The sequence below is a fragment of the Kocuria sp. BT304 genome (assembly GCF_003290245.1).
GTDB lineage: Bacteria > Actinomycetota > Actinomycetes > Actinomycetales > Micrococcaceae > Kocuria > Kocuria rhizophila_A.
Window position 1 is genome coordinate 1,876,555 of record NZ_CP030039.1, and the last position, 21,114, is coordinate 1,897,668.

Consider the following 21,114-nt stretch of genomic DNA (forward strand, 5'->3'; position numbering starts at 1 on the left):
ACCACACTCTTGATGACAGATCGTGTGTGTATAAGTCTTCGGTGTATTAGTACCAGTCAGCTCCACGCCTTACAACGCTTCCACACCTGGCCTATCAACCCAGTCGTCTACTGGGCACCTCACACCCCACAAAGGGGGTCAGGAAATCTCATCTCGGAGCAAGCTTCCCGCTTAGATGCTTTCAGCGGTTATCAATCCCGAACGTAGCTAATCAGCGATGCTCCTGGCGGAACAACTGACATACCAGAGGTTCGTCCGTCCCGGTCCTCTCGTACTAAGGACAGGCCTCCACAAATTTCCAACGCACGCAGCGGATAGGGACCGAACTGTCTCACGACGTTCTGAACCCAGCTCGCGTACCGCTTTAATGGGCGAACAGCCCAACCCTTGGGACCAACTCCAGCCCCAGGATGCGACGAGCCGACATCGAGGTGCCAAACCATGCCGTCGATATGGACTCTTGGGCAAGATCAGCCTGTTATCCCCGAGGTACCTTTTATCCGTTGAGCGACGGCCATTCCACAATGTACCGCCGGATCACTAGTCCCGACTTTCGTCCCTGCTCGAGCTGTCACTCTCACAGTCAAGCTCCCTTGTGCACTTACACTCAACACCTGATTGCCGACCAGGCTGAGGGAACCTTTGGGCGCCTCCGTTACTCTTTAGGAGGCAACCGCCCCAGTTAAACTACCCATCAGGCACTGTCCCTGACCCGGATCACGGGCCGAAGTTAGATGTCCAGAGTGACCAGAGTGGTATTTCAACAACGACTCCACCACCACTAGCGTGATAGCTTCACAGTCTCCCACCTATCCTACACAAGCCACACCGAACACCAATACCAAACTATAGTAAAGGTCTCGGGGTCTTTCCGTCCTGCTGCGCGAAACGAGCATCTTTACTCGTACTGCAATTTCGCCGAGTTCATGGTTGAGACAGTAGGGAAGTCGTTACTCCATTCGTGCAGGTCGGAACTTACCCGACAAGGAATTTCGCTACCTTAGGATGGTTATAGTTACCACCGCCGTTTACTGGGGCTTAAATTCTCCGCTTCGACCCCGAAGGGTCTAACAGGTCCTCTTAACCTTCCAGCACCGGGCAGGAGTCAGTCCGTATACATCGTCTTACGACTTCGCACGGACCTGTGTTTTTGATAAACAGTCGCTTCCCCCTAGCCTCTGCGACCCCACCCAGCTCACACAGCACGTGTGCTCACCAGACAGGGCCCCCCTTCTCCCGAAGTTACGGGGGCATTTTGCCGAGTTCCTTAACCATGATTCTCTCGAACGCCTTAGTATTCTCTACCTGATCACCTGTGTCGGTTTGGGGTACGGGCGACTAGAACCTAACGTCGATGCTTTTCTTGGCAGCATAGGATCACCGAATTCTCTCACCTAAGAGAGTCCCATCACATCTCAGGCACACAACCCGCGGATTTACCAACGGGTCACCCTACATGCTTAGACCAGGACAACCATCGCCTGGCTCGGCTACCTTCCTGCGTCACACCTGTTAACACGTTTACCTCCCCGGATCAGGTCCCAGCCTCACCACACACCCCGCGACCCACAAGGGGTCACGGTCATGGTGGCTCGGGTGGTTAGTATCCCCGGCTCAGTAGGGTCGGTTCTTCATCGGTACGGGAATATCAACCCGTTGTCCATCGACTACGCCTGTCGGCCTCGCCTTAGGTCCCGACTCACCCAGGGCAGATTAGCTTGACCCTGGAACCCTTGATCATCCGGCGGACGGGTTTCTCACCCGTCTATCGCTACTCATGCCTGCATTCTCACTCGTTGAGGTTCCACCACTGGGTCACCCCGCAGCTTCACTACCCCAACGACGCTCCCCTACCCACAACACCACCTCAACCACAAACGGCTCAGCTAACGGTGTCATGCCACAACTTCGGCGGTGTACTTGAGCCCCGCTACATTATCGGCGCGGAATCACTTGACCAGTGAGCTATTACGCACTCTTTCAAGGGTGGCTGCTTCTAAGCCAACCTCCTGGTTGTCTCAGCAACTCCACATCCTTTCCCACTTAGCACACGCTTAGGGGCCTTAGTTGATGGTCTGGGCTGTTTCCCTTTCGACTATGAAGCTTATCCCCCACAGTCTCACTGCCACGCTTACACTTGACTGGCATTCGGAGTTTGGTTGACGTCAGTAACCTTGTAGGGCCCATCAGCCATCCAGTAGCTCTACCTCCAGCAAGCAACACGCAACGCTGCACCTAAATGCATTTCGGGGAGAACCAGCTATCACGGAGTTTGATTGGCCTTTCACCCCTACCCACAGCTCATCCCCTCCATTTTCAACTGAAGTGGGTTCGGTCCTCCACGCGCTCTTACACGCGCTTCAACCTGGCCATGGGTAGATCACTCCGCTTCGGGTCTAGATCACGCCACTCACAACGCCCTATTCAGACTCGCTTTCGCTACGACTACCCCACACGGGTTAATCTCGCGACGTAACACTAACTCGCAGGCTCATTCTTCAAAAGGCACGCTGTCACCCCAAAAGGCTCCAACGGCTTGTAAGCACACGGTTTCAGGTACTATTTCACTCCCCTCCCGGGGTACTTTTCACCATTCCCTCACGGTACTGATCCGCTATCGGTCATCAGGAAGTATTCAGGCTTACCAGGTGGTCCTGGCAGATTCACACGAGATTTCACGGGCCCCGTGCTACTCGGGAACAACGTCACACCACGACAATGACAGTTTCGTCTACGGGACTCACACCCCCTACGGTCTGGCACTCACCACCAGTTCGACTACCACCACGCCACAGCGCCCAGGGTGGCGACCCCAGGAACAACGCATCCCACAACCCCGATCATGCAACCCTCGCCAGGTATCACACACAACCGGTTTAGCCACCATCCGCTTTCGCTCGCCACTACTCACGGAATCACTGTTGTTTTCTCTTCCTATGGGTACTGAGATGTTTCACTTCCCCACGTTCCTCCTCGCACCCTATGAATTCAGATACGAGTGACCACGCATGATACGCAGCCGGGTTACCCCATTCGGAGACCCTCGGATCACAGCTCGTTTATCAGCTCCCCGAGGCTTATCGCAGATTTCCACGTCCTTCATCAGCTCCTGATGCCAAGGCATCCACCGTGTGCTCGTAACAACTTATACGCCACACAACACAAATAAATCATCAAAGAACACACCACACACCCTTCCAGGTGCGCGGCGTCAAAGATGCTCGCGTCCACTATGTAGTTGACAAACAACAACCCACCAACACCACCCCACCAGGAAAACCATCCCAGTCTCGTGATGCTGCGGGAAACCAACCAACACTGACGTGTTGATCGACAACCCAACAATGTGCCACCACGCCGCCACCCCAACACCACCACCAGAACTCGTGTCCGGTCGTGTTCCCGTGTCAGGGCACAGCGTGTCCGCTTGCTGATATTCCACCCATGAGCATCAACCACACCCCGCCGAAAATGACGAGGATCGTGGGTGCCGGCCACACGGCCAGCCACAGTGCTCCTTAGAAAGGAGGTGATCCAGCCGCACCTTCCGGTACGGCTACCTTGTTACGACTTAGTCCCAATCGCCAGTCCCACCTTCGACGGCTCCCTCCCACAAGGGTTAGGCCACCGGCTTCGGGTGTTACCAACTTTCGTGACTTGACGGGCGGTGTGTACAAGGCCCGGGAACGTATTCACCGCAGCGTTGCTGATCTGCGATTACTAGCGACTCCGACTTCACGTGGTCGAGTTGCAGACCACGATCCGAACTGAGACCAGCTTTTTGGGATTAGCTCCACCTCACGGCATCGCAACCCATTGTACTGGCCATTGTAGCATGCGTGAAGCCCAAGACATAAGGGGCATGATGATTTGACGTCATCCCCACCTTCCTCCGAGTTGACCCCGGCAGTCTCCTATGAGTCCCCACCATCACGTGCTGGCAACATAGAACGAGGGTTGCGCTCGTTGCGGGACTTAACCCAACATCTCACGACACGAGCTGACGACAACCATGCACCACCTGTACACCAGCCCCACAAGGGGGAAAGACCATCTCTGGCCCGGTCCGGTGTATGTCAAGCCTTGGTAAGGTTCTTCGCGTTGCATCGAATTAATCCGCATGCTCCGCCGCTTGTGCGGGCCCCCGTCAATTCCTTTGAGTTTTAGCCTTGCGGCCGTACTCCCCAGGCGGGGCACTTAATGCGTTAGCTACGGCGCGGAAAACGTGGAATGTTCCCCACACCTAGTGCCCAACGTTTACGGCATGGACTACCAGGGTATCTAATCCTGTTCGCTCCCCATGCTTTCGCTCCTCAGCGTCAGTAACAGCCCAGAGACCTGCCTTCGCCATCGGTGTTCCTCCTGATATCTGCGCATTTCACCGCTACACCAGGAATTCCAGTCTCCCCTACTGCACTCAAGTCTGCCCGTACCCACTGCACACCCGGGGTTAAGCCCCGGGCTTTCACAGCAGACGCGACAAACCGCCTACGAGCTCTTTACGCCCAATAATTCCGGACAACGCTTGCGCCCTACGTATTACCGCGGCTGCTGGCACGTAGTTAGCCGGCGCTTCTTCTGCACGTACCGTCACTCTCGCTTCTTCCGTGCTGAAAGAGGTTTACAACCCGAAGGCCGTCATCCCTCACGCGGCGTCGCTGCATCAGGCTTCCGCCCATTGTGCAATATTCCCCACTGCTGCCTCCCGTAGGAGTCTGGGCCGTGTCTCAGTCCCAGTGTGGCCGGTCACCCTCTCAGGCCGGCTACCCGTCGTCGCCTTGGTGAGCCATTACCCCACCAACAAGCTGATAGGCCGTGAGCCCATCCAAAACCAGTAAAACCCTTTCCACAACACACCATGCGATGCGCCGTCGTATCCAGTATTAGACCCAGTTTCCCAGGCTTATCCCAGAGTCAAGGGCAGGTTACTCACGTATTACTCACCCGTTCGCCACTCATCCACCCAGTGCAAGCACCAAGCTTCAGCGTTCGACTTGCATGTGTTAAGCACGCCGCCAGCGTTCGTCCTGAGCCAGGATCAAACTCTCCGTCAAAAAATTCAACAGAAACCACCCACCACACCTCAGCGCGGCCGGTAGGATCCCAGCTGACACCCAACACCCCCAGGAAACGGGAAAACACCTGAAAAGGCATCGGGCCATCAACCAAAAATAAAACTTTGGTATCAACAAACTAGACACACTATTGAGTTGACAAACAACACACCACAACGCGGCTCCCCAACACGAGGACCACCACGATCGGTTCAGTTTGCGTTGCTCGCAGTCGGACCGTTCCGGTCCCTGCTGAAGCAACTTGAAGAGCTTATCCCCGGTCTGTTCGGCGTGTCAACTTGACTTCTCAAGGTGAACGCCCTGCCTGCGGGCAAGCCAGGCAACCGTAGCATGAACAAGGTCCGAATTCCTCGGGCTGATCTTTGCCGGTCACCCCCGCGGCCCTGGTTCCTGTCCGGTCCCTGGCCGCGGCGACTCGGAATACATTACACACGAGCCGGGACCGGCGCAAAGCGTCGGTCCCGGCTCGTGTGTGGGGGGCTGCAGGCCGCTGGCCGGCTCCCCCGATGTCGCTCTCGCGCGCCGGCACCGGCGCGAACCGCGCCCGCCAGGGGTTAGCGCCCGCTTCAGTCCGTGAAGGTCACCGCAGCGAGGTTCTTCTTGCCGCGCCGCAGCAGCGCGAACCGTCCGTGCAGGAGGTCCCCGGGGCTCACCACGGCGTCCTCCCCCTGCACCTTGCGGTTGTTCAGCGACACGCCGCCTTCCTTGAGGGTTCGGCGGGCCGCGGACTTCGAGTCGGACAGCCCCGTGGCGACCAGCAGGTCCACCACGGCGTGCTGCGTTCCCCCGGGCACCGTGGCGCCGGGCAGGGCCTCGGCGACGGCGGCGAGGGTGGACGCGTCGAGGTCCTCGAACGACCCCCGGCCGAACACGGCGGCCGATGCCTCAACGGCCTGCTGCGTGGCCTGCTCCCCGTGGACCAGTGTGTTCACGTCCGCGGCCAGGACGCGCTGGGCCTCCCGGCGGTGCGGTTCCTCGCGGGTGAGACGCTCCAGCTCCGCGATCTGCTCCCGGGTGCGGAACGTGAACACCTTGAGGCGGTCCGCGACGTCCGCGTCCGCCGTGTTGAGCCAGAACTGGTAGAACGCGTAGGGCGAGGTCAGCTCGGGGTCCAGCCAGATGGCGTTGCCCTCCGACTTGCCGAACTTGGTGCCGTCCGAGTTGGTGATCAGCGGCGTGCCGATGGCGTGCACCGCGGCCCCCTCGGTCTTGCGCACGAGGTCAGTGCCGGACGTGAGGTTGCCCCACTGGTCCGAGCCGCCGGTCTGAAGCACGCAGTCGTACTGGCGGTAGAGGTTGAGGAAGTCCAGTCCCTGCAGGATCTGGTAGCTGAACTCGGTGTAGGAGATGCCCTCCTCCGAGTTCAGGCGCTTGGCCACGATGTCCTTCTTGATCATGGTTCCCACGCGGAAGTTCTTGCCGATGTCCCGCAGGAAGTCGATGGCCGAGAGCTGCGACGTCCAGTCCAGGTTGTTGACCATCCGCGCCGGGTTGGCCCCCTCGAAGGACAGGAACCGCTGCACCTGTTCCCGCAGCATGTCCACCCACTGCGCCACGGTCTCGCGCGAGTTCAGGATCCGCTCGGAGGTCTGCCGGGGGTCGCCGATCAGACCGGTGGAGCCTCCCACCAGACCGATGGGGTGGTGCCCGGCGAGCTGGAGCCGGCGCAGCAGCAGCAGCTGGACCAGGTGCCCCAGGTGCAGGGACGAGGCGGTGGGGTCGAAGCCGCAGTAGTAGGTGATGGGCTCACCGTCCAGCGCCTCCTGGAGGGCCTGCGGATCCGTGGAGACCTGGATCAGACCCCGCCAGTTGAGCTCCTCCCACAGGGACGAGAAGGAGGGGTCGTTGTGCTGCGTGCTGAGATCGGTGGTTGACACGCGCTCCAATTTATCAGGACACCGCGCCGTCGCCGCCGGTTCCCGGCTCGATCCCCGAGGGCATCCCGTGAGCGCCCACGAGGTACAGCCGCTGGGTGGGCCGCGTCATGGCCACGTACAGGTTCCCGGCCCCACCGGCGGGGTCCGAGGCGATCTCGCGGGGCTCCACGACCACCACGGAGTCGAACTCGAGGCCCTTGGCGTCCCACGGGGTGAGGACCATGATCCGGCGGTCCAGGCTGCGCATCCCGGCCGCGACCAGGCCCGGGAACTCGCGTTCCAGGGCGCTGCCGACGGCGCCGATGAGCGGGCCCGGGCAGACGACGCCCACGAGCCCCCCGCTGAGCGCGTCCAGCTCCGAGCGCACGCACGCGAGCACCTGCCGCGTGACCTCTCCCTCGTCCGCGGCGTCCACCAGCACGGGCGGCTCGCCGTCGCGCACCGCGGCGGGGTCGGACACGGTGAGTCCCGCGGCCCGCGCCACCCGCGCAGCGGCGTCGGCGATCGGCTGCGGGGTGCGGTAGTTGACGGTGAGCTCCTCCAGGTCGAAGCGCTCCCCCACGAACGGTTCGAGGGCGCCCGCCCAGGTGCGCGCGGCCGCGGCGTTGCCGGCCTGGGCGATGTCCCCGACCACGGTGAAGGACTTCAGGGGGCAGCGGCGCATGAGCACGCGCCACTGCATGGGCGAGAGCTCCTGCGCCTCGTCCACGACCACGTGCCCGTACGCCCACGTGCGGTCCGACGACGCCGCCTCGGCCGCCGTCATCCGGCGCGGCGCCTCGGCGTTGAACGCCGTGAGCTGCTCGACCGTGACCACACCCTGGGCGCCGATGTCCTCGAAGCCCTCCGCCATGGCCTCGAGCGCCTTCTGCGCGGACTCCTGGGACTTGCGCTCCTCGAGCGAGCTGTCCCCGCGCACCGTGATGCCGGCCGACTCGAAGTCGCCGAGGTGCTCGGCGGCCTCGTCGAGCAGCGGGACGTCCGCGACCGTGAGGGGTGCGTCCGCCGGGCGCAGCAGCCGCGCGACCTGCACGTCGTCCAGCTCGGGGGCCGCGGAGCGCAGGTAGTGCTCCTTGCTGAACAGCTGTGCGACCAGCTGCTGGGGCGTCAGGGGGAGCCACAGCAGGTTGAGCGCCACACGCACCTCGCGGGACTGGCGCAGGTCCTCCCTGAGGTAGGAGCGATCCATCGTGGAGCCGGCCTTCTCGTTGAGCTCGTCCCCCAGCTTCTGCGCGAGCTCCTTGATGACGATCTTCACGAAGGTCTCACGGGCCTCGTTGTGCGGCTTGCCCGTGGCGCGGGCGCGCTCACGGGCCCGGCGCACGAGCGAGCGGGAGAGCTTGACCCGGTGCCCGTCCACCGTGAGCCACTGGGCGCGGGGCGGGACCTTCTGACGGTCCGCCACCGCCCGGGCGACGACGTCCGCCATGTGCAGCCCGGCCTTCCAGCGCGCGACCCACGGGTCCGCCTCGACCGTGCCGTGCACGCCGGGGTAGAGGTCCGCGAGGGAGGACATGATCACGCCCGTCTCCCCCAGTGCGGGCAGCACGCGCTCGATGTACCACAGGAACGAGGAAGAGGGGCCCACGATGAGCACGCCGGACTTGGCGAGCCGCTCGCGGTGCTCGTAGAGCAGGAAGGCGGCGCGGTGCAGGGCCACGGCGGTCTTGCCGGTGCCGGGCCCGCCCTGCACCACCCGCACGCCGGACAGCGGGGCCCGGATGATCCGGTCCTGCTCGGCCTGGATGGTGGCCACGATGTCGCTCATGCGCCCGGTGCGCTCGGAGTTCAGGGCGGCGATCAGCGCGCCCTCGCCGTGCACGACGTCCTCGTCCGCCACGCGCTCGGGGTCGAGGACGTCGTCCTCGAGGGCGGTGACCTCCCGCCCGTCCATGATCAGGTGGCGCCGACGCACGAGGTCCATGGGGGTGGCCGCCGTGGCCTGGTAGAACGCCCCCGCCTCGCGGGCCCGCCAGTCCAGCACGAGACGGCGGTGGTCCTCCGTGGCCAGACCGAGCCGGCCCACGTAGTGGCGTTCGCCCTCGGTGGTGTCCAGGCGCCCGAAGACCAGGCGCTCGTCCACGGCGTTGAGCTGCGCGAGCCGGTCTTCGTAGTGGGTGGCGAACGCGTCCCGCTCGGAGCGTGCCTGGTGCCCGCCGCCGTAGCTGGTGCTCCGCACGCGCCGCAGCTCGCGTTCGTTCTGCTCCCGCAGCTCGTCGAGGCGGGCGTAGGCCGATGCGACGTACCTGCGCTCCTGTTCGAGTTGCCGGGACACTCCCACGGTTGCGGAATCCTCCACGCAGTTCACCTCACGCACACAGCCGGAAACGCCGGTTCCTCGACCGGCGAGCGACCATCCTACCGCCCGGTCGCAGCCGCGGTGCCGCTCACACGCGCAGCAGCGCGCGCACGCGGTGCCCGCCCAGCTGGGCGCGCCCGCGCAGGGCGGTGAGCTCCATGATCACGCCGAAACCGGCCACGTTGTACCCGCCGCGCGTGAGCAGGGACGCCGCCGCGCCGAGCGTGCCGCCGGTGGCGAGGACGTCGTCGAGGACGAGCACGCGCGAACCCCGCGGGGCGTCGTCGGTGTGGATCTCCAGGGTGCCCGTGCCGTACTCGAGGGCGTAGGACTGGGAGATGGTCTCCCGGGGCAGCTTGCCCTCCTTGCGCACCGGGATGATGCCCGCCCCGGAGGCGTAGGCCACGGCGGCGGCGATCATGAAGCCGCGGGCCTCCACGCCGGCCACGCAGTCGTACTGCCCGGCGAACGCGTCCACGAGGGCGTCCACGGTGCGGTGGAACCCGGGCCCGTCCGCGAACAGCGGCGTGAGGTCGCGGAAGAGCACCCCCGGTTCGGGGTGGTCCGGGATCTTCGCGCACAACCGGTCGATCATCTGCTCCACGGATTCAGTCACCCGCCCATGGTAGCGGCGCGGCACCCCGCCCCGGCTCAGCGGGTGCGGCGGCGCTTGACCGTGGCCCGGCGGTACGGGGACACCGTGGGCTCCCCCGGAAGCGCGAAGCGCCACGGGAACGCGTCGGTTCCGCCCTGCCCCGACACGCCCGTGCGCGCGGTGCTGCGGACGTCCTCGGCGGGGTGCTCTGCGAGCGCGAGCCCGCTCCACACGGTGCCCTCACGCTCGGCCACGGCCTCCCGCGCGCGGGCCACGGGATCCGGTGCGGCTCCGAGGTCGACGAGCGGTGCGGCGTCGTCGTCGAGCGTGAGACCGAGTGCCTGGGCCGCGTTGCCCGGGCCGCGCGCCAGGGTGGCGAACGGCGGGTGCGAGCTGCGCGTGGCGAGCCGACGCCGCGTGGCGGTCTCCTCCCCCAGAACCACCTCACCGGAGCGGATCAGCACGCCGCCACCCGTGCCCTCGGGGCGGCACACGAAGTTCACGGCGTGGTGCAGCCCGTAGGTGAAGTAGACGTAGAGGTGGGCCGGGGGCCCGAACATCGAGGCGTTGCGCGCGGTGCGGCCGCGGAACGTGTGCGCCCCGGGGTCCGGGAGGTCCGAGTCCTGCTGACCGCCGTAGGCCTCGACCTCCGTGAGGCGCAGGGCCACCGTGCCGGTGTCCCGCGCGCAGACGAGCACGGCCCCGAGCAGCCTGGGGGCGACGTCGGGCGCGGGACGGGAGAGCAGCTCGTGCAGCGCGGGACTCACGAGATGACGGGCTCGCGCGTCTCGAAGGCCGCGAGCTCCGCGAGCTGGCGCTTCAGCTCCGCGAGCTGCCGGGCCACGGCCTCGGGCGCGGTCCCGCCCTGGGAGCTGCGGGAGGCCAGCGAGCCGGCCACGGTGAGCACCTCGCGCACACCGGGGCTCAGGTGCGGCGAGATGCCCGCGAACTGCTCGTCCGTGAGGTCCCACAGCTCGATGCCCTGCTCCTCGCACACGCGCACGGCCTCGCCCGAGATCTCGTGGGCCTCGCGGAACGGGACCCCCTGCCGCACGAGCCACTCGGCCACGTCCGTGGCGAGCGCGAAGCCCTGCGGCGCGAGCTCGGCCAGGCGCTCGGGGTGGAACTCGAGCGTGCCCATCATCCCGGCGACCGCGGGCAGCAGCACCTCGAGCTGGTCGATCGCGTCGAAGACCGGCTCCTTGTCCTCCTGCAGGTCCCGGTTGTACGCGAGCGGCAGGCCCTTGAGGGTGGCCAGCAGGCCCGTGAGGTCGCCGATGAGCCGGCCCGCCTTGCCGCGCGCGAGCTCCGCGACGTCCGGGTTCTTCTTCTGCGGCATGATCGAGGAGCCCGTGGAGAAGGCGTCGTCCAGGGTCACGAAGGAGAACTCCTTGGTGGCCCACGTCGTGACCTCCTCGCTCATGCGCGAGACGTCCACCGCGGCCATGGCGCACACCCACGCGAACTCCGCGTAGACGTCCCGCGAGGCCGTGCCGTCGATCGAGTTGTGCACCGCGGAGTCGAAGCCGAGCTCCGCGGCCACCGCGTTCGGGTCGAGGCCCAGGGAGGAGCCCGCGAGCGCCCCGGAGCCGTAGGGCGAGACGGCCGCGCGGCGGTCCCAGTCCACGAACCGCTGGACGTCGCGCAGCACCGCCCACGCGTGGGCGAGCAGGTGGTGGGACAGCAGCACCGGCTGCGCGTGCTGCAGGTGGGTGCGCCCGGGCATGGGGGCGTTCGGGTGGCGCTCGGCCTGCGCGATCAGCGCCCGCACGACGTCCAGCAGGTTGCGGGCCACGGTCGAGGCGTGGTCCCGCAGGTACATGCGCCCCAGCGTGGCGATCTGGTCGTTGCGCGAGCGCCCGGCCCGCAGCTTGCCGCCCAGCTGGGCCCCGGCGCGCTCGATCAGTCCGCGCTCCAGGCAGCCGTGGACGTCCTCGTCCGAGGACGCCGGGGCGTACGCGCCGCTGCGCACGTCCGCCTCGAGCCGGTCGAGTGCATCGAGCATGCCCGTGAGCTCGGCGTCGTCCAGCAGACCCGCGGTGTGCAGCACCCGGGCGTGCGCGCGGGAGCCCGCGATGTCGTACGGCGCCAGCCGCCAGTCGAACTGGGTGGAGCGGCTCAGCTCGGCGAGCGCGTCCGCCGGTCCCCCGGCGAAGCGGCCGCCCCACAGGGCGCCCTCGTTGGTTCCGTGCTGCTCGTGCTGGGCCATGGTGCTCCTCGGTGACGTGTGCTGGATGGTGCGTGGGCCGGGCGCCGCGTGCGGCGTCCCCTGCGGGACCGGGTGGCTCGCGCGCCGTCCCCCTGCGGGGCCGGGTGGCGCGTGCGGTGACCCTGCGGGGGCCGGGGACGACGCCGCCCGGCGCGGTGAACGGCCGGGCTCCAGTCTAGGAGCCCGGCCGTCCGGGGCCGCCCTCGGGCGGCGGGGCCGCGCGGGCGCGGTCGGTGGGTGTCAGTTCCCGGCGAGCCCCTGCTCGCGGCGGGAGGCGACCTTGGACGACATGCCGAACAGCTCGATGAAGCCGCGGGCATTGGACTGGTCGAACGAGTCGCCCTCGTCGTACGTGGCCAGGTTGAAGTCGTACAGCCCGGTGTTCGAGCGGCGACCGGTCACCGTCGCCCGCCCGGCGTGCAACTCCATGCGGATGTCGCCGTTGACGTAGGTCTGGGTGTCCTGGATGAACACGTCCAGGGACTTCTTCAGCGGGGAGAACCACTGGCCGTCGTACACGAGCTCCGTCCAGCGCTGGCCCACGGTCTTCTTGAACCGGGCCTGCTCGCGCTCGATCGTGACGTTCTCGAGCTCCCGGTGCGCGGCGATCAGTGCCATGGCGCCGGGTGCCTCGTAGATCTCGCGGGACTTGATACCCACGAGGCGGTCCTCCACGATGTCGATCCGGCCCACGCCCTGCGCCCCGGCGCGGCGGTTCATCTCCTGGATGGCCTGCAGCGGGGTGACGGGCTTGCCGTCCAGGGCCACGGGGATGCCCTTCTCGAAGGTGATCACGACCTCGTCCGCGGCGGGCGGGAAGGTGGGGTCGTCCGTGTAGTCGTAGACGTCCTTGGTGGGGGCGTTCCAGATGTCCTCCAGGAAGCCCGTCTCCACCGCGCGGCCCCACACGTTCTGGTCGATTGAGAACGGGTTCTTCTTGGTGGTCTCGATCGGCAGGTCGTTCTGCTCCGCGTAGGTGATGGCCTTCTCGCGGGTCAGCGCGAGGTCGCGCACCGGGGCGATGCACTTGAGCTCCGGGCCGAGGGTCTGGATGCCCACCTCGAAGCGCACCTGGTCGTTGCCCTTGCCCGTGCAGCCGTGGGCCACCGTGGTGGCGCCGAACTTCTTGGCCGCCGCCACCAGGTGCTTGACGATCACGGGGCGGGAGACCGCGGAGACCAGCGGGTAGGAGTCCATGTACAGGCCGTTGGCCTGCAGCGCGGGCATGCAGTACTCGCTCGCGAACTCGTCCCGGGCGTCGGCCACGTAGGCCTCCACGGCACCGCAGTCCAGGGCGCGCTGGCGGATGGTCTCCAGGTCCTCGCCACCCTGCCCGACGTCCACGGCCACGGCCACGACCTCGGCACCGGTGGCCTCACCGATCCACCCGATGGCCACGGACGTGTCCAGTCCACCCGAGTAGGCCAATACCACGCGATCACTCACGGTGCTTCCCTCCACAACTGCTCTACGACGCTGACTGCGCGGGAGTGCCCCGCGGCTCATGCATGACTATACACAGCAATCAGTATTTATGCATCGAGGGTCAGTTCGCGCTTGAGGATCTTGCCCGTGGGGCCCTTGGGCAGCTCGTCCGTGACGCGGTAGATCCGGGGGTACTTGTACTTGGCCACCCGTTCCTGGACGAACGCGTCCAGCTCCTGCGTGAGCGCGTCGCGGCCCTTCGACTCGAGGACCCCGGACTCGAAGACCACCACGGCGCCGACCTCCTCGCCGTGCTTCTCGCTCGGGACGCCCACTACCGCGGCCTCCACCACGCCGGGGAACTGGTAGATGGCCTCCTCGACCTCGCGGGGGTACACGTTGTAGCCGCCGCGCAGGATCATGTCCTTCTTGCGGTCCACGATGAAGAACGCGCCGTCCTCGTCCTCGCGGGCCATGTCACCGGTGTGGAACCAGCCGCCGCGCATGGCGCCCTCGGTGGCCTCGGGCTTGTTCCAGTAGCCCTTCATCACGTACTGCCCGCGCACCACGAGCTCGCCGACCTCGTTGGTGGGGACCTGCTGGTCGTCCCCGTCCACCACGCGCAGCTCGGCGCCGCGCACGGCCGTGCCGATCGAGCCGGGCTTGCGCTCGTTGCCCGGCTGGTTGAAGCACACCACCGGCGAGGTCTCCGACAGCCCGTAGCCCTCGAACACGGTGGTGCCGAAGACCTTCTCGAACTTGGCCATGACCTCCACGGGCATGGGGGAACCGCCGGAGACGCCGGCGCGCAGGTCCACGCCCTCAACGGCCTGCGGATCCTGGTTCGCCTGGTGCAGCAGGGCCACGTACATGGTGGGGACCCCCGCGAAGATCGTGACGCCGTCGCGGCGCAGGATCTCCAGGGCCTTGCCCGGGTGGAAGCGGGGCAGCAGGGTCACGGCCGCGCCGCTGCAGATCACGCCGTTGAGCGCCACGGTCTGGCCGAACACGTGGAAGAAGGGCAACCCGCCAAACATCACGTCCCCGTGGTGCAGGTTGAACACCTCACCGGCGACCTCGGCGTTGGTGAGCAGGTTGTGGTGGGTCAGCTCCGCACCCTTGGGGCGCCCGGTGGTCCCGGACGTGTAGAGCAGCACCGCCGTGTCCGAGTCCTGGCGCTCCACGACGTCGCGGTCGGGATCCACGCCCTGGAGACGCTCCACCGTGCCGCGGGCGCTGATGGGCAGCACGTTGAGGCCCTCGATCTCCTCGGCCGCCTTCTGGCTGGCCTCGGCCATGTCCTCCCACGCGAGCACGAAGGAGCACCCGGAGTCCTGGAAGTGGTAGCTCAGCTCACGGGGCGTGAGCAGGGGGTTGAGCGGAACCACGATGCCGCCGGCGCGCAGGATCGCGTAGTACAGCACGGCCATGTGGGGCACGTTGGGCAGCACCAGGGCCACGCGGTCCCCCGGGCGGATGCCGTTGGCCTTGAGCAGTGCCGCCCCGCGGGCGGACAGCTCGTCCAGCTGCCCGTAGCTCATGTGCAGCTCGTCGAGGATGATCGCGGGATCGGACGTGTACTGAGCGGCCGAGGTGGTGAGCAGGGTGGCCAGATTGGTCATGGATCCTCCAGAAGACAGTGTGAGTTCTAACACGTGATACTGCCCGTATCGGATATTTGAGTCAAACCTCGACCCCGCCCCGATTCCCCGTGGGACACTGGACAGCGCCGACCGCGACGAGCCCCGTCCGCCGCGCGGCACCGGCACACCGCACCCCGACCATTCGTGCCCGGGCCACCGGCCGTGGCCCCGCAAAGGAGGATCCCCCGTGACCGATCAGCACAGCGACGCGCAGAGCCCCCAGTTCACCGAGGCGGAGCTGGCCTACGTCTCGTCCCTGTTCGACGCCGCCCGCAACGGCGACACCCAGCTGCTGAGCTCCGCGATCGAGGCCGGGGTGCCGGTCAACCTCACCAACAGCAAGGGGGACACCCTGCTGAACCTGGCGGCGTACCTGGAGCGCGAGGAGACGGTGGCCATGCTGCTCGCCCACGGCGCCGACACCGAGCGCGTGAGCGACATGGGCTTCACGGCCCTGGTCTGCGCGGTGTTCCGCGGCAACGAGCCCATTGCTCGTGCCCTGCTCGAAGCGGGGGCGGGCCAGGCCACGGGCCACCAGCACGCGCAGGACGTGGCCCGCGTCTTCGGCCAGGAGCACCTGCTGCCGCTGCTCGAGAGCTACGGCACGCGCGAGGGCTGAACCGGGTGCACGGCACCCGCCTGCCCCGGGTTGGGGTGCCGGCCCCGCGAGGCGGAACGGGCGCCCGCCGCGCGCGGGCGGCGTCGTCGGCGGGTGTCGCACACGGGCGGCGTCGTGGGGCGCCACCCCGACGCCGCCGGGCGGCGCCACAGGGTGCTGCGCGGACGGCACGCGGGCGGCATCGTCGGCGGGCGGGCGGGCGGCGTCGGGTGCCGCGCGGGCACACTCAGCGGGCGAGGTCCAGGAACTTCCGCGCGAGCTGCTCCCCGCCCTGAGGGTCCCGGCTGACGACCATGATGGTGTCGTCCCCGGCGATCGTGCCCAGGATCTCGGGGGAGACCGAGTGGTCGATGGCCGACGCGAAGTACTGCGCGGCCCCCGGGGGCGTGCGCAGCAGCACGAGGTTGGCGCTGCCCTCCGCGGTGACCAGCAGCTCGCGGCACAGCGCGGCGAGCTTGGCCTCGGTGCTCTCGCGGGTGATCCCGCTGGCCGGGGCGCGGTCCGCTCCCGCGAGGGGGATCGCGTAGACCATGCCGCCGCGCGGTGAGCGCACCCGCACCGCCTCGAGCTCCACGAGGTCCCGGGACAGGGTGGCCTGGGTGACCTGGATGCCGTCCGCGGCCAGCAGCTCCGCGAGCTCGGCCTGCGAGTGGATGTCACCGCCCGTGACGAGGTCCAGGATGCGGGCCTGGCGCGCGGTCTTGGTGGTGGGGATGCTCATCGGGAGCCCTCCCGGCGCAGGGCCGCCGGCAGGTCCGCGGACAGCCCCGAGGAGTCCAGCAGGAAGGTCAGCAGGGCCTTCTGGGCGTGCAGCCGGTTCTCCGCCTCGTCCCACACGAGGGACGCGGGGCCGTCGATGACCTCGGCGGCCACCTCCAGCCCGCGGTAGGCCGGCAGGCAGTGCAGGAACACGGCGTGCTCCGCCGCGAGCGCCATGGCCTCGGCGCCCACGGAGTACGGCCGGAAGATCTCGGCGCGCTCGGCCTTCTCGCTCTCCTGGCCCATGGACACCCACGTGTCGGTCACGACGGCGTCCGCGCCCGCGAGCGCCTCGCGCGCCTCGGTGGTCACGAGCACGGATCCGCCCGTGGCCGCCGCGCGCTCGGCCGCGGCGGTCACGACGTCCTCGCGGGGCAGGAACCCCTCCGGGCCGGCGACGCGCACGTGCATGCCCGCGGTCGCGCAGCCCAGCAGGTAGGAGTTGGCCATGTTGTTCGCGGCGTCCCCCACGTACGCGAGGCTGCGCCCCGCCACGGACCCGAAGTGCTCGGTGAGCGTGAGCAGGTCCGCGAGGATCTGGCACGGGTGGTAGTCGTCCGTGAGGGCGTTGACCACCGGCACGGTGCTGTGCTCGGCCATTTCCTCCAGCCCGGACTGCGCGTACGTGCGCCACACGACCGCCGCGAGCATGCGCGAGAGCACCCGGGCGCTGTCCGCCACGGTCTCCTTGTGCCCCAGCTGCGACTCCCCCGGGTTGATGATCAGGGGGCTGCCGCCGAGGTCGCTGACCCCGGTGGCGAACGAGACCCGGGTGCGGGTGGAGGTCTTGTCGAAGATCACCCCCACCGTCTGCGGGCCCGCGAGCGGGCGGCGGGAGAAGCGGTCCTTCTTCAGGGCGAGGGCGAGCTCCAGCACCTCCCCCTGCTCCTCGGGCGAGAGGTCCGTGTCGACCAGGAAGTGACGCAGCACGCGGGGTTCTCCTTCGGTGGCGGGTGCGGTCCCCGTGGGGGCCGGGTGGGTGGTCGCCGGGGCTCCGGCGCTCGAGCTGAACAGGTTCGGTGCAGGGGGCCGCAGTGGCGGGCCCCGCACGCGGGGTCTCAGGTGCCGCGGACGGAGCGCAGCAGCCCCGGCAGCGCGGCGGTGAACGTGTCCGTCTGCTCCTCGGTGACCACCAGCGGCGGGGCGAGCCGGATGGTGGCCGGTCCGGTGGCGTTGACGATGAACCCGGCGTCCCGGGCCGCGGACACGAGCCGCTGGGCCACGGCGTCGTCGTCGCCGCGCTGCTCGAGGTCCACGCCGATCAGCAGTCCGTACTGGCGCACCTCGGTGACGCCGGGCACCGCGCGCAGCTGCCGGGCGAGGCGCTCACCCACGCGCCGCGCGTTCTCGAGCAGACCCTCGTCCTCGATGGCCGTGAGGGTGGCCAGCCCCGCGGCCGCGGCGAGGGGGTTGCCGCCGAACGTGGTGCCGTGCTGGCCCGCCCCGAGCAGTCCCGAGACCTCGGGCCCGGCCGTGAGCAGCGCCCCGACCGGGAAGCCGCCGCCGAGGCCCTTGGCCAGGGTCACGGCGTCCGGGAACTGCCCGGCGGGAAGCTGCGCGGAGCTCGCGAGCCACGACCCCGTGCGGCCCATCCCGGACTGCACCTCGTCCACCACGAGCAGGGCCCCGCGCTCGCGGGTCAGCTCCCGGGCTCGCGCGAGGAAGCCCTCGGGAAGCCCCCGGACGCCGGCCTCGCCCTGGACGGGTTCCACGAACACCGCGGCCACGGTGTCGTCGAGCTCGGCCTCGAGGGCCTCGACCGTGGCCGGGACGTGGCTGACCCCTCCGGGCAGCGGCTCGAACGGTACGCGGTAGGCCTCCTTGGCCGTGAGGGCGAGCGAGCCCATGGTGCGGCCGTGGAACGCGTGCTCCAGGGCGATCACCCGTTCCCGCGGCCGGCCCCGGGAGTCCGGGTGCTCCCGTCCGTGGCGGCGGGCGAGCTTGAACGCGGCCTCGTTGGCCTCGGAGCCCGAGTTGGCGAAGAACACGTGCGAGCCCTCGGGGGCCTGCGTGACCTTCAGGAGCTTACGGGCCAGCGCGATGCCGCCCGGGGTCGTGAAGAGGTTGGAGACGTGGGCCAGGGTGGCGGCCTGCTCGGTCACCGCCCGCACCCACGCGGGGTGGGCGTGGCCCAGGGCGTTGACGGCGATGCCCGCGAGCAGGTCGAGGTACCGCCTGCCGTCCGCGTCCGTGACGTGGGCGCCCTCCCCCGAGACGAGCACGAGCGCGGGGTCCCCGAACACCCCCGCGAGGTTCTCCCTGTACTGCCCCAACAGATCGTCCTGGTGGCTCATGACCGCTCCTCCCCGTCCGGTGTGACCTCGGTGCCGATGCCCGTGTCCGTGAAGATCTCCAGCAGCGACGAGTGCTCGCAGCGCCCGTCCACGACGCTCGCGCGCGGCACCCCGCCCTCGACAGCCCGCAGCGCGGCCCGCATCTTGGGGATCATCCCCGACTCCAGCGAGGGCAGCATGTCCCGCAGCTCCGAGGCCGTGAGCGAGGAGATCAGCGAGGAGCGGTCCGGCCAGTTGGCGTAGAGCCCCTCGACGTCCGTGAGCGCCACGAACTTCTCCGCCCCCAGGGCCACCGCGACCTCCGCGGCAGCCGTGTCCGCGTTGACGTTGAGGACCTGGCCCGTGAGCGCACCGCGCCCCGCGGCGTCGTCGTCCTGCTCCGCGAGCTCGGGCGCGATCGAGGCGATCACGGGGATCTTGCCGATGTCCAGCAGCTGCTCGACCGCGGCGGTGTTGACGCGCGTGACGGTGCCCACGAGACCGAGGTCCAGCGGGGCGCCGTCGGACCCCGTGCGGACGCGGCGCGCCTGCAGCAGCCCGGCGTCCTCCCCGGACATGCCCACCGCGTACGGGCCGTGGGCGTTGATCAGGCCCACGAGCTCGCGACCGACCTGGCCCGTCAGGACCATGCGGATCACGTTCACGGCCTCCTCGGACGTGACGCGCAGTCCGTCCCGGAACTCCGAGTGGATGTTCAGGGACTCCAGCATGGTGCTGATCTGCGGGCCGCCGCCGTGGACCACCACGGGGCGGATGCCCACGTGGCGCAGGAAGACGATGTCCTCCGCGAACGCACGGCGCAGCTGGTCGTTGACCATGGCGTTGCCGCCGTATTTGAAGACCATGGTGGAGCCCGCGTAGCGCTGGATCCACGGCAGGGCCTCCATGAGGGTCTCCGCCTTGGAGCGGGCCGTTTCGTACCGGGTGTTATCGCTGAGACGTGACATGGTGGGCGCGCTAGCTCGAGTAGGCGCTGTTCTCCTCGACGTAGTCGTGGGTGAGGTCGTTGGTCCACACGGTGGCGCGGGCGTCCCCGGTCTTGAGGTCGATCTCGATGTCCACCGCGCGCGACGCCGCGAGGTCCACGCCCTCGCGCGGGTCGCCGATGCCGCCGTTGCGGCACACCGTGACGCCGTTGATGCTGACGTCGATCCGGTCCGGGTCGAACTGGGCCCGGGTGGTGCCCACCGCAGAGAGCACCCGGCCCCAGTTGGGGTCGTTGCCGAAGACCGCCGTCTTGAGCAGGGTGGAGCGCGCCACCGTGCGGGAGACGTCCTCGGCCTCCGTCTCGGTGGCCGCGCCCACCGTGGTGATGGCGATGTCGTGGGACGCGCCCTCGGCGTCCGTGATGAGCTGCTGGGCGAGGCTGTGGCACACCGCGGTCAGGGCCCGGGTGAACTCCCCCTGCTGCGCGGCCGTGCCGGACGCACCGGAGGACATCAGCACCACGGTGTCGTTGGTGGACATGCAGCCGTCGGAGTCCGTGCGGTTGAAGGTCACCCGGCAGGCCTCCCGCAGGGCGGCGTCGAGGGCGTCCGGGGTCATCACGGCGTCCGTGGTGAGCACCACGAGCATGGTGGCCAGCCCCGGCGCGAGCATTCCCGCGCCCTTGGCCATGCCGCCCACGCTCCACCCGGAGCCGGAGGCGCTCGCCTGCTTGGACACGGTGTCCGTCGTGCGGATGGCCTCGGCGGCGCGCAGCCCCGCGTCCCGCCCCGCGGCCAGCGCGCGGGCCGCCTCGGGGACGCCGCGGCGCACCACGTCCATGGGCAGCTGCTCGCCGATGAGCCCCGTGGAGCACACCACCACGTCACCCGCGCCGATGCCCAGTTCCCCGGCCACGAGCTCCGCCGTGGTGTGGGTGTTCTGGAAGCCCTCTGGGCCCGTGCACGCGTTCGCCCCGCCGGAGTTCAGCACCACGGCACGCACCGACCCGGAGCGCACCACCTCGCGGGACCAGTGCACGGGGGCCGCGGCCACGCGGTTGGAGGTGAACTGGGCCGCGGCGGCGAACTCGGGCCCGGTGTTGACCACGAGCGCGAGGTCCGGGCCGCCGGACGCCTTGAACCCGGCTTCGACACCGGAGGCGGTGAAGCCCGCGGCGGTGCACACACCGGAGTCCGTGGTCACGGGGAACTCCGGGGTCTCGGGGAGGGTGGGAGAGGTCATCTGCGTGTCGGCTCCTGATCGGACGGGTGTCGGGTGGGTCGCGGCGGGCGGCCGGGACGGTCGGGGTGGCGCCACGGGCAGTGGCGCGTGACGGGGGTCAGCGCTGCGCGGGTCGGCGTGGGACGGCCGAGGGCCCCGCGAGGCGCGGGG

13 protein-coding genes and 2 rRNA genes are annotated in these 21,114 nt (G+C 68.2%); 1 reads left to right on the forward strand and 14 read right to left on the reverse strand.

Going from position 1 to position 21,114, the window contains the following annotated elements; all coding sequences use genetic code 11:
- Positions 1-26 precede the first annotated feature (26 nt).
- From DNL27_RS08310 to DNL27_RS08350, 9 genes are all read right to left on the reverse strand, one after another.
- Positions 27-3,151, reverse strand: a 23S ribosomal RNA gene (locus DNL27_RS08310).
- 371 nt (positions 3,152-3,522) lie between these two features.
- Positions 3,523-5,054 (reverse strand): 16S ribosomal RNA (locus DNL27_RS08315).
- The 16S and 23S rRNA genes sit together here, the layout of an rRNA operon.
- 587 nt (positions 5,055-5,641) lie before the next feature.
- Positions 5,642-6,952: a tyrosine--tRNA ligase gene (tyrS, locus tag DNL27_RS08320; RefSeq protein WP_112235254.1), complete on the reverse strand. Its 1,311-nt coding sequence runs from the start codon at positions 6,950-6,952 to the stop codon at positions 5,642-5,644.
- 13 nt (positions 6,953-6,965) lie between these two features.
- A complete protein-coding gene (locus DNL27_RS08325) occupies positions 6,966-9,251 on the reverse strand; it encodes an AAA family ATPase (RefSeq protein ID WP_370447098.1) in 2,286 nt (761 codons plus the stop codon).
- A gap of 88 nt (positions 9,252-9,339) precedes the next feature.
- Positions 9,340-9,867, reverse strand: coding sequence for an adenine phosphoribosyltransferase (locus DNL27_RS08330; protein ID WP_012398614.1), 528 nt, complete (start codon positions 9,865-9,867; stop codon positions 9,340-9,342).
- A gap of 35 nt (positions 9,868-9,902) precedes the next feature.
- Positions 9,903-10,613 carry a DNA-3-methyladenine glycosylase gene (locus DNL27_RS08335; protein ID WP_112235256.1) on the reverse strand — a complete coding sequence of 237 codons (711 nt, stop codon included), beginning with the start codon at positions 10,611-10,613 and terminating at the stop codon, positions 9,903-9,905.
- A complete protein-coding gene (argH, locus tag DNL27_RS08340; RefSeq protein ID WP_112235257.1) occupies positions 10,610-12,055 on the reverse strand; it encodes an argininosuccinate lyase in 1,446 nt (481 codons plus the stop codon). The genes DNL27_RS08335 and argH overlap by 4 nt, the downstream gene beginning before the upstream one ends.
- Positions 12,056-12,295: 240 nt before the next feature.
- Positions 12,296-13,501: an argininosuccinate synthase gene (locus DNL27_RS08345; protein ID WP_012398617.1), complete on the reverse strand. Its 1,206-nt coding sequence runs from the start codon at positions 13,499-13,501 to the stop codon at positions 12,296-12,298.
- An 86-nt stretch (positions 13,502-13,587) separates the two neighbouring features.
- A complete protein-coding gene (locus DNL27_RS08350) occupies positions 13,588-15,102 on the reverse strand; it encodes a long-chain fatty acid--CoA ligase (RefSeq protein ID WP_112235258.1) in 1,515 nt (504 codons plus the stop codon).
- A 208-nt stretch (positions 15,103-15,310) separates the two neighbouring features.
- Between DNL27_RS08350 and DNL27_RS08355 the strand changes: the two genes are divergently transcribed.
- Positions 15,311-15,742, forward strand: coding sequence for an ankyrin repeat domain-containing protein (locus tag DNL27_RS08355; protein ID WP_012398619.1), 432 nt, complete (start codon positions 15,311-15,313; stop codon positions 15,740-15,742).
- A gap of 226 nt (positions 15,743-15,968) precedes the next feature.
- Here DNL27_RS08355 and DNL27_RS08360 read toward each other — a convergent pair whose 3' ends face one another.
- From DNL27_RS08360 to argJ, 5 genes are all read right to left on the reverse strand, one after another.
- Positions 15,969-16,463 (reverse strand): arginine repressor, encoded by a 495-nt coding sequence (locus DNL27_RS08360; RefSeq protein ID WP_012398620.1) that lies wholly within the window; start codon positions 16,461-16,463, stop codon positions 15,969-15,971.
- On the reverse strand, positions 16,460-17,431 hold the full coding sequence (argF, locus tag DNL27_RS08365; RefSeq protein WP_039102172.1) for an ornithine carbamoyltransferase: 972 nt from the start codon (positions 17,429-17,431) through the stop codon (positions 16,460-16,462). Before argF ends, DNL27_RS08360 begins: the two co-directional genes overlap by 4 nt.
- Before the next feature lie 128 nt (positions 17,432-17,559).
- Positions 17,560-18,795, reverse strand: coding sequence for an acetylornithine transaminase (locus DNL27_RS08370; RefSeq protein ID WP_112235259.1), 1,236 nt, complete (start codon positions 18,793-18,795; stop codon positions 17,560-17,562).
- A complete protein-coding gene (argB, locus tag DNL27_RS08375) occupies positions 18,792-19,742 on the reverse strand; it encodes an acetylglutamate kinase (protein WP_012398623.1) in 951 nt (316 codons plus the stop codon). The genes DNL27_RS08370 and argB overlap by 4 nt, the downstream gene beginning before the upstream one ends.
- 10 nt (positions 19,743-19,752) lie before the next feature.
- A complete protein-coding gene (argJ, locus tag DNL27_RS08380) occupies positions 19,753-20,964 on the reverse strand; it encodes a bifunctional glutamate N-acetyltransferase/amino-acid acetyltransferase ArgJ (protein WP_058955863.1) in 1,212 nt (403 codons plus the stop codon).
- Between the last annotated feature and the right edge of the window lie 150 nt (positions 20,965-21,114).

Bases quoted from the DNA above. Each gene is read 5' to 3' on its own strand.
- DNL27_RS08350 (WP_112235258.1), bottom strand. From the start codon at position 15,102: ATGACCAATCTGGCCACCCTGCTCACCACCTCGGCCGCTCAGTACACG.
- DNL27_RS08370 (WP_112235259.1), bottom strand. From the start codon at position 18,795: ATGAGCCACCAGGACGATCTGTTGGGGCAGTACAGGGAGAACCTCGCG.
- argJ (WP_058955863.1), bottom strand. From the start codon at position 20,964: ATGACCTCTCCCACCCTCCCCGAGACCCCGGAGTTCCCCGTGACCACG.
- DNL27_RS08360 (WP_012398620.1), bottom strand. From the start codon at position 16,463: ATGAGCATCCCCACCACCAAGACCGCGCGCCAGGCCCGCATCCTGGAC.
- argB (WP_012398623.1), bottom strand. From the start codon at position 19,742: ATGTCACGTCTCAGCGATAACACCCGGTACGAAACGGCCCGCTCCAAG.
- argH (WP_112235257.1), bottom strand. From the start codon at position 12,055: ATGGCCCAGCACGAGCAGCACGGAACCAACGAGGGCGCCCTGTGGGGC.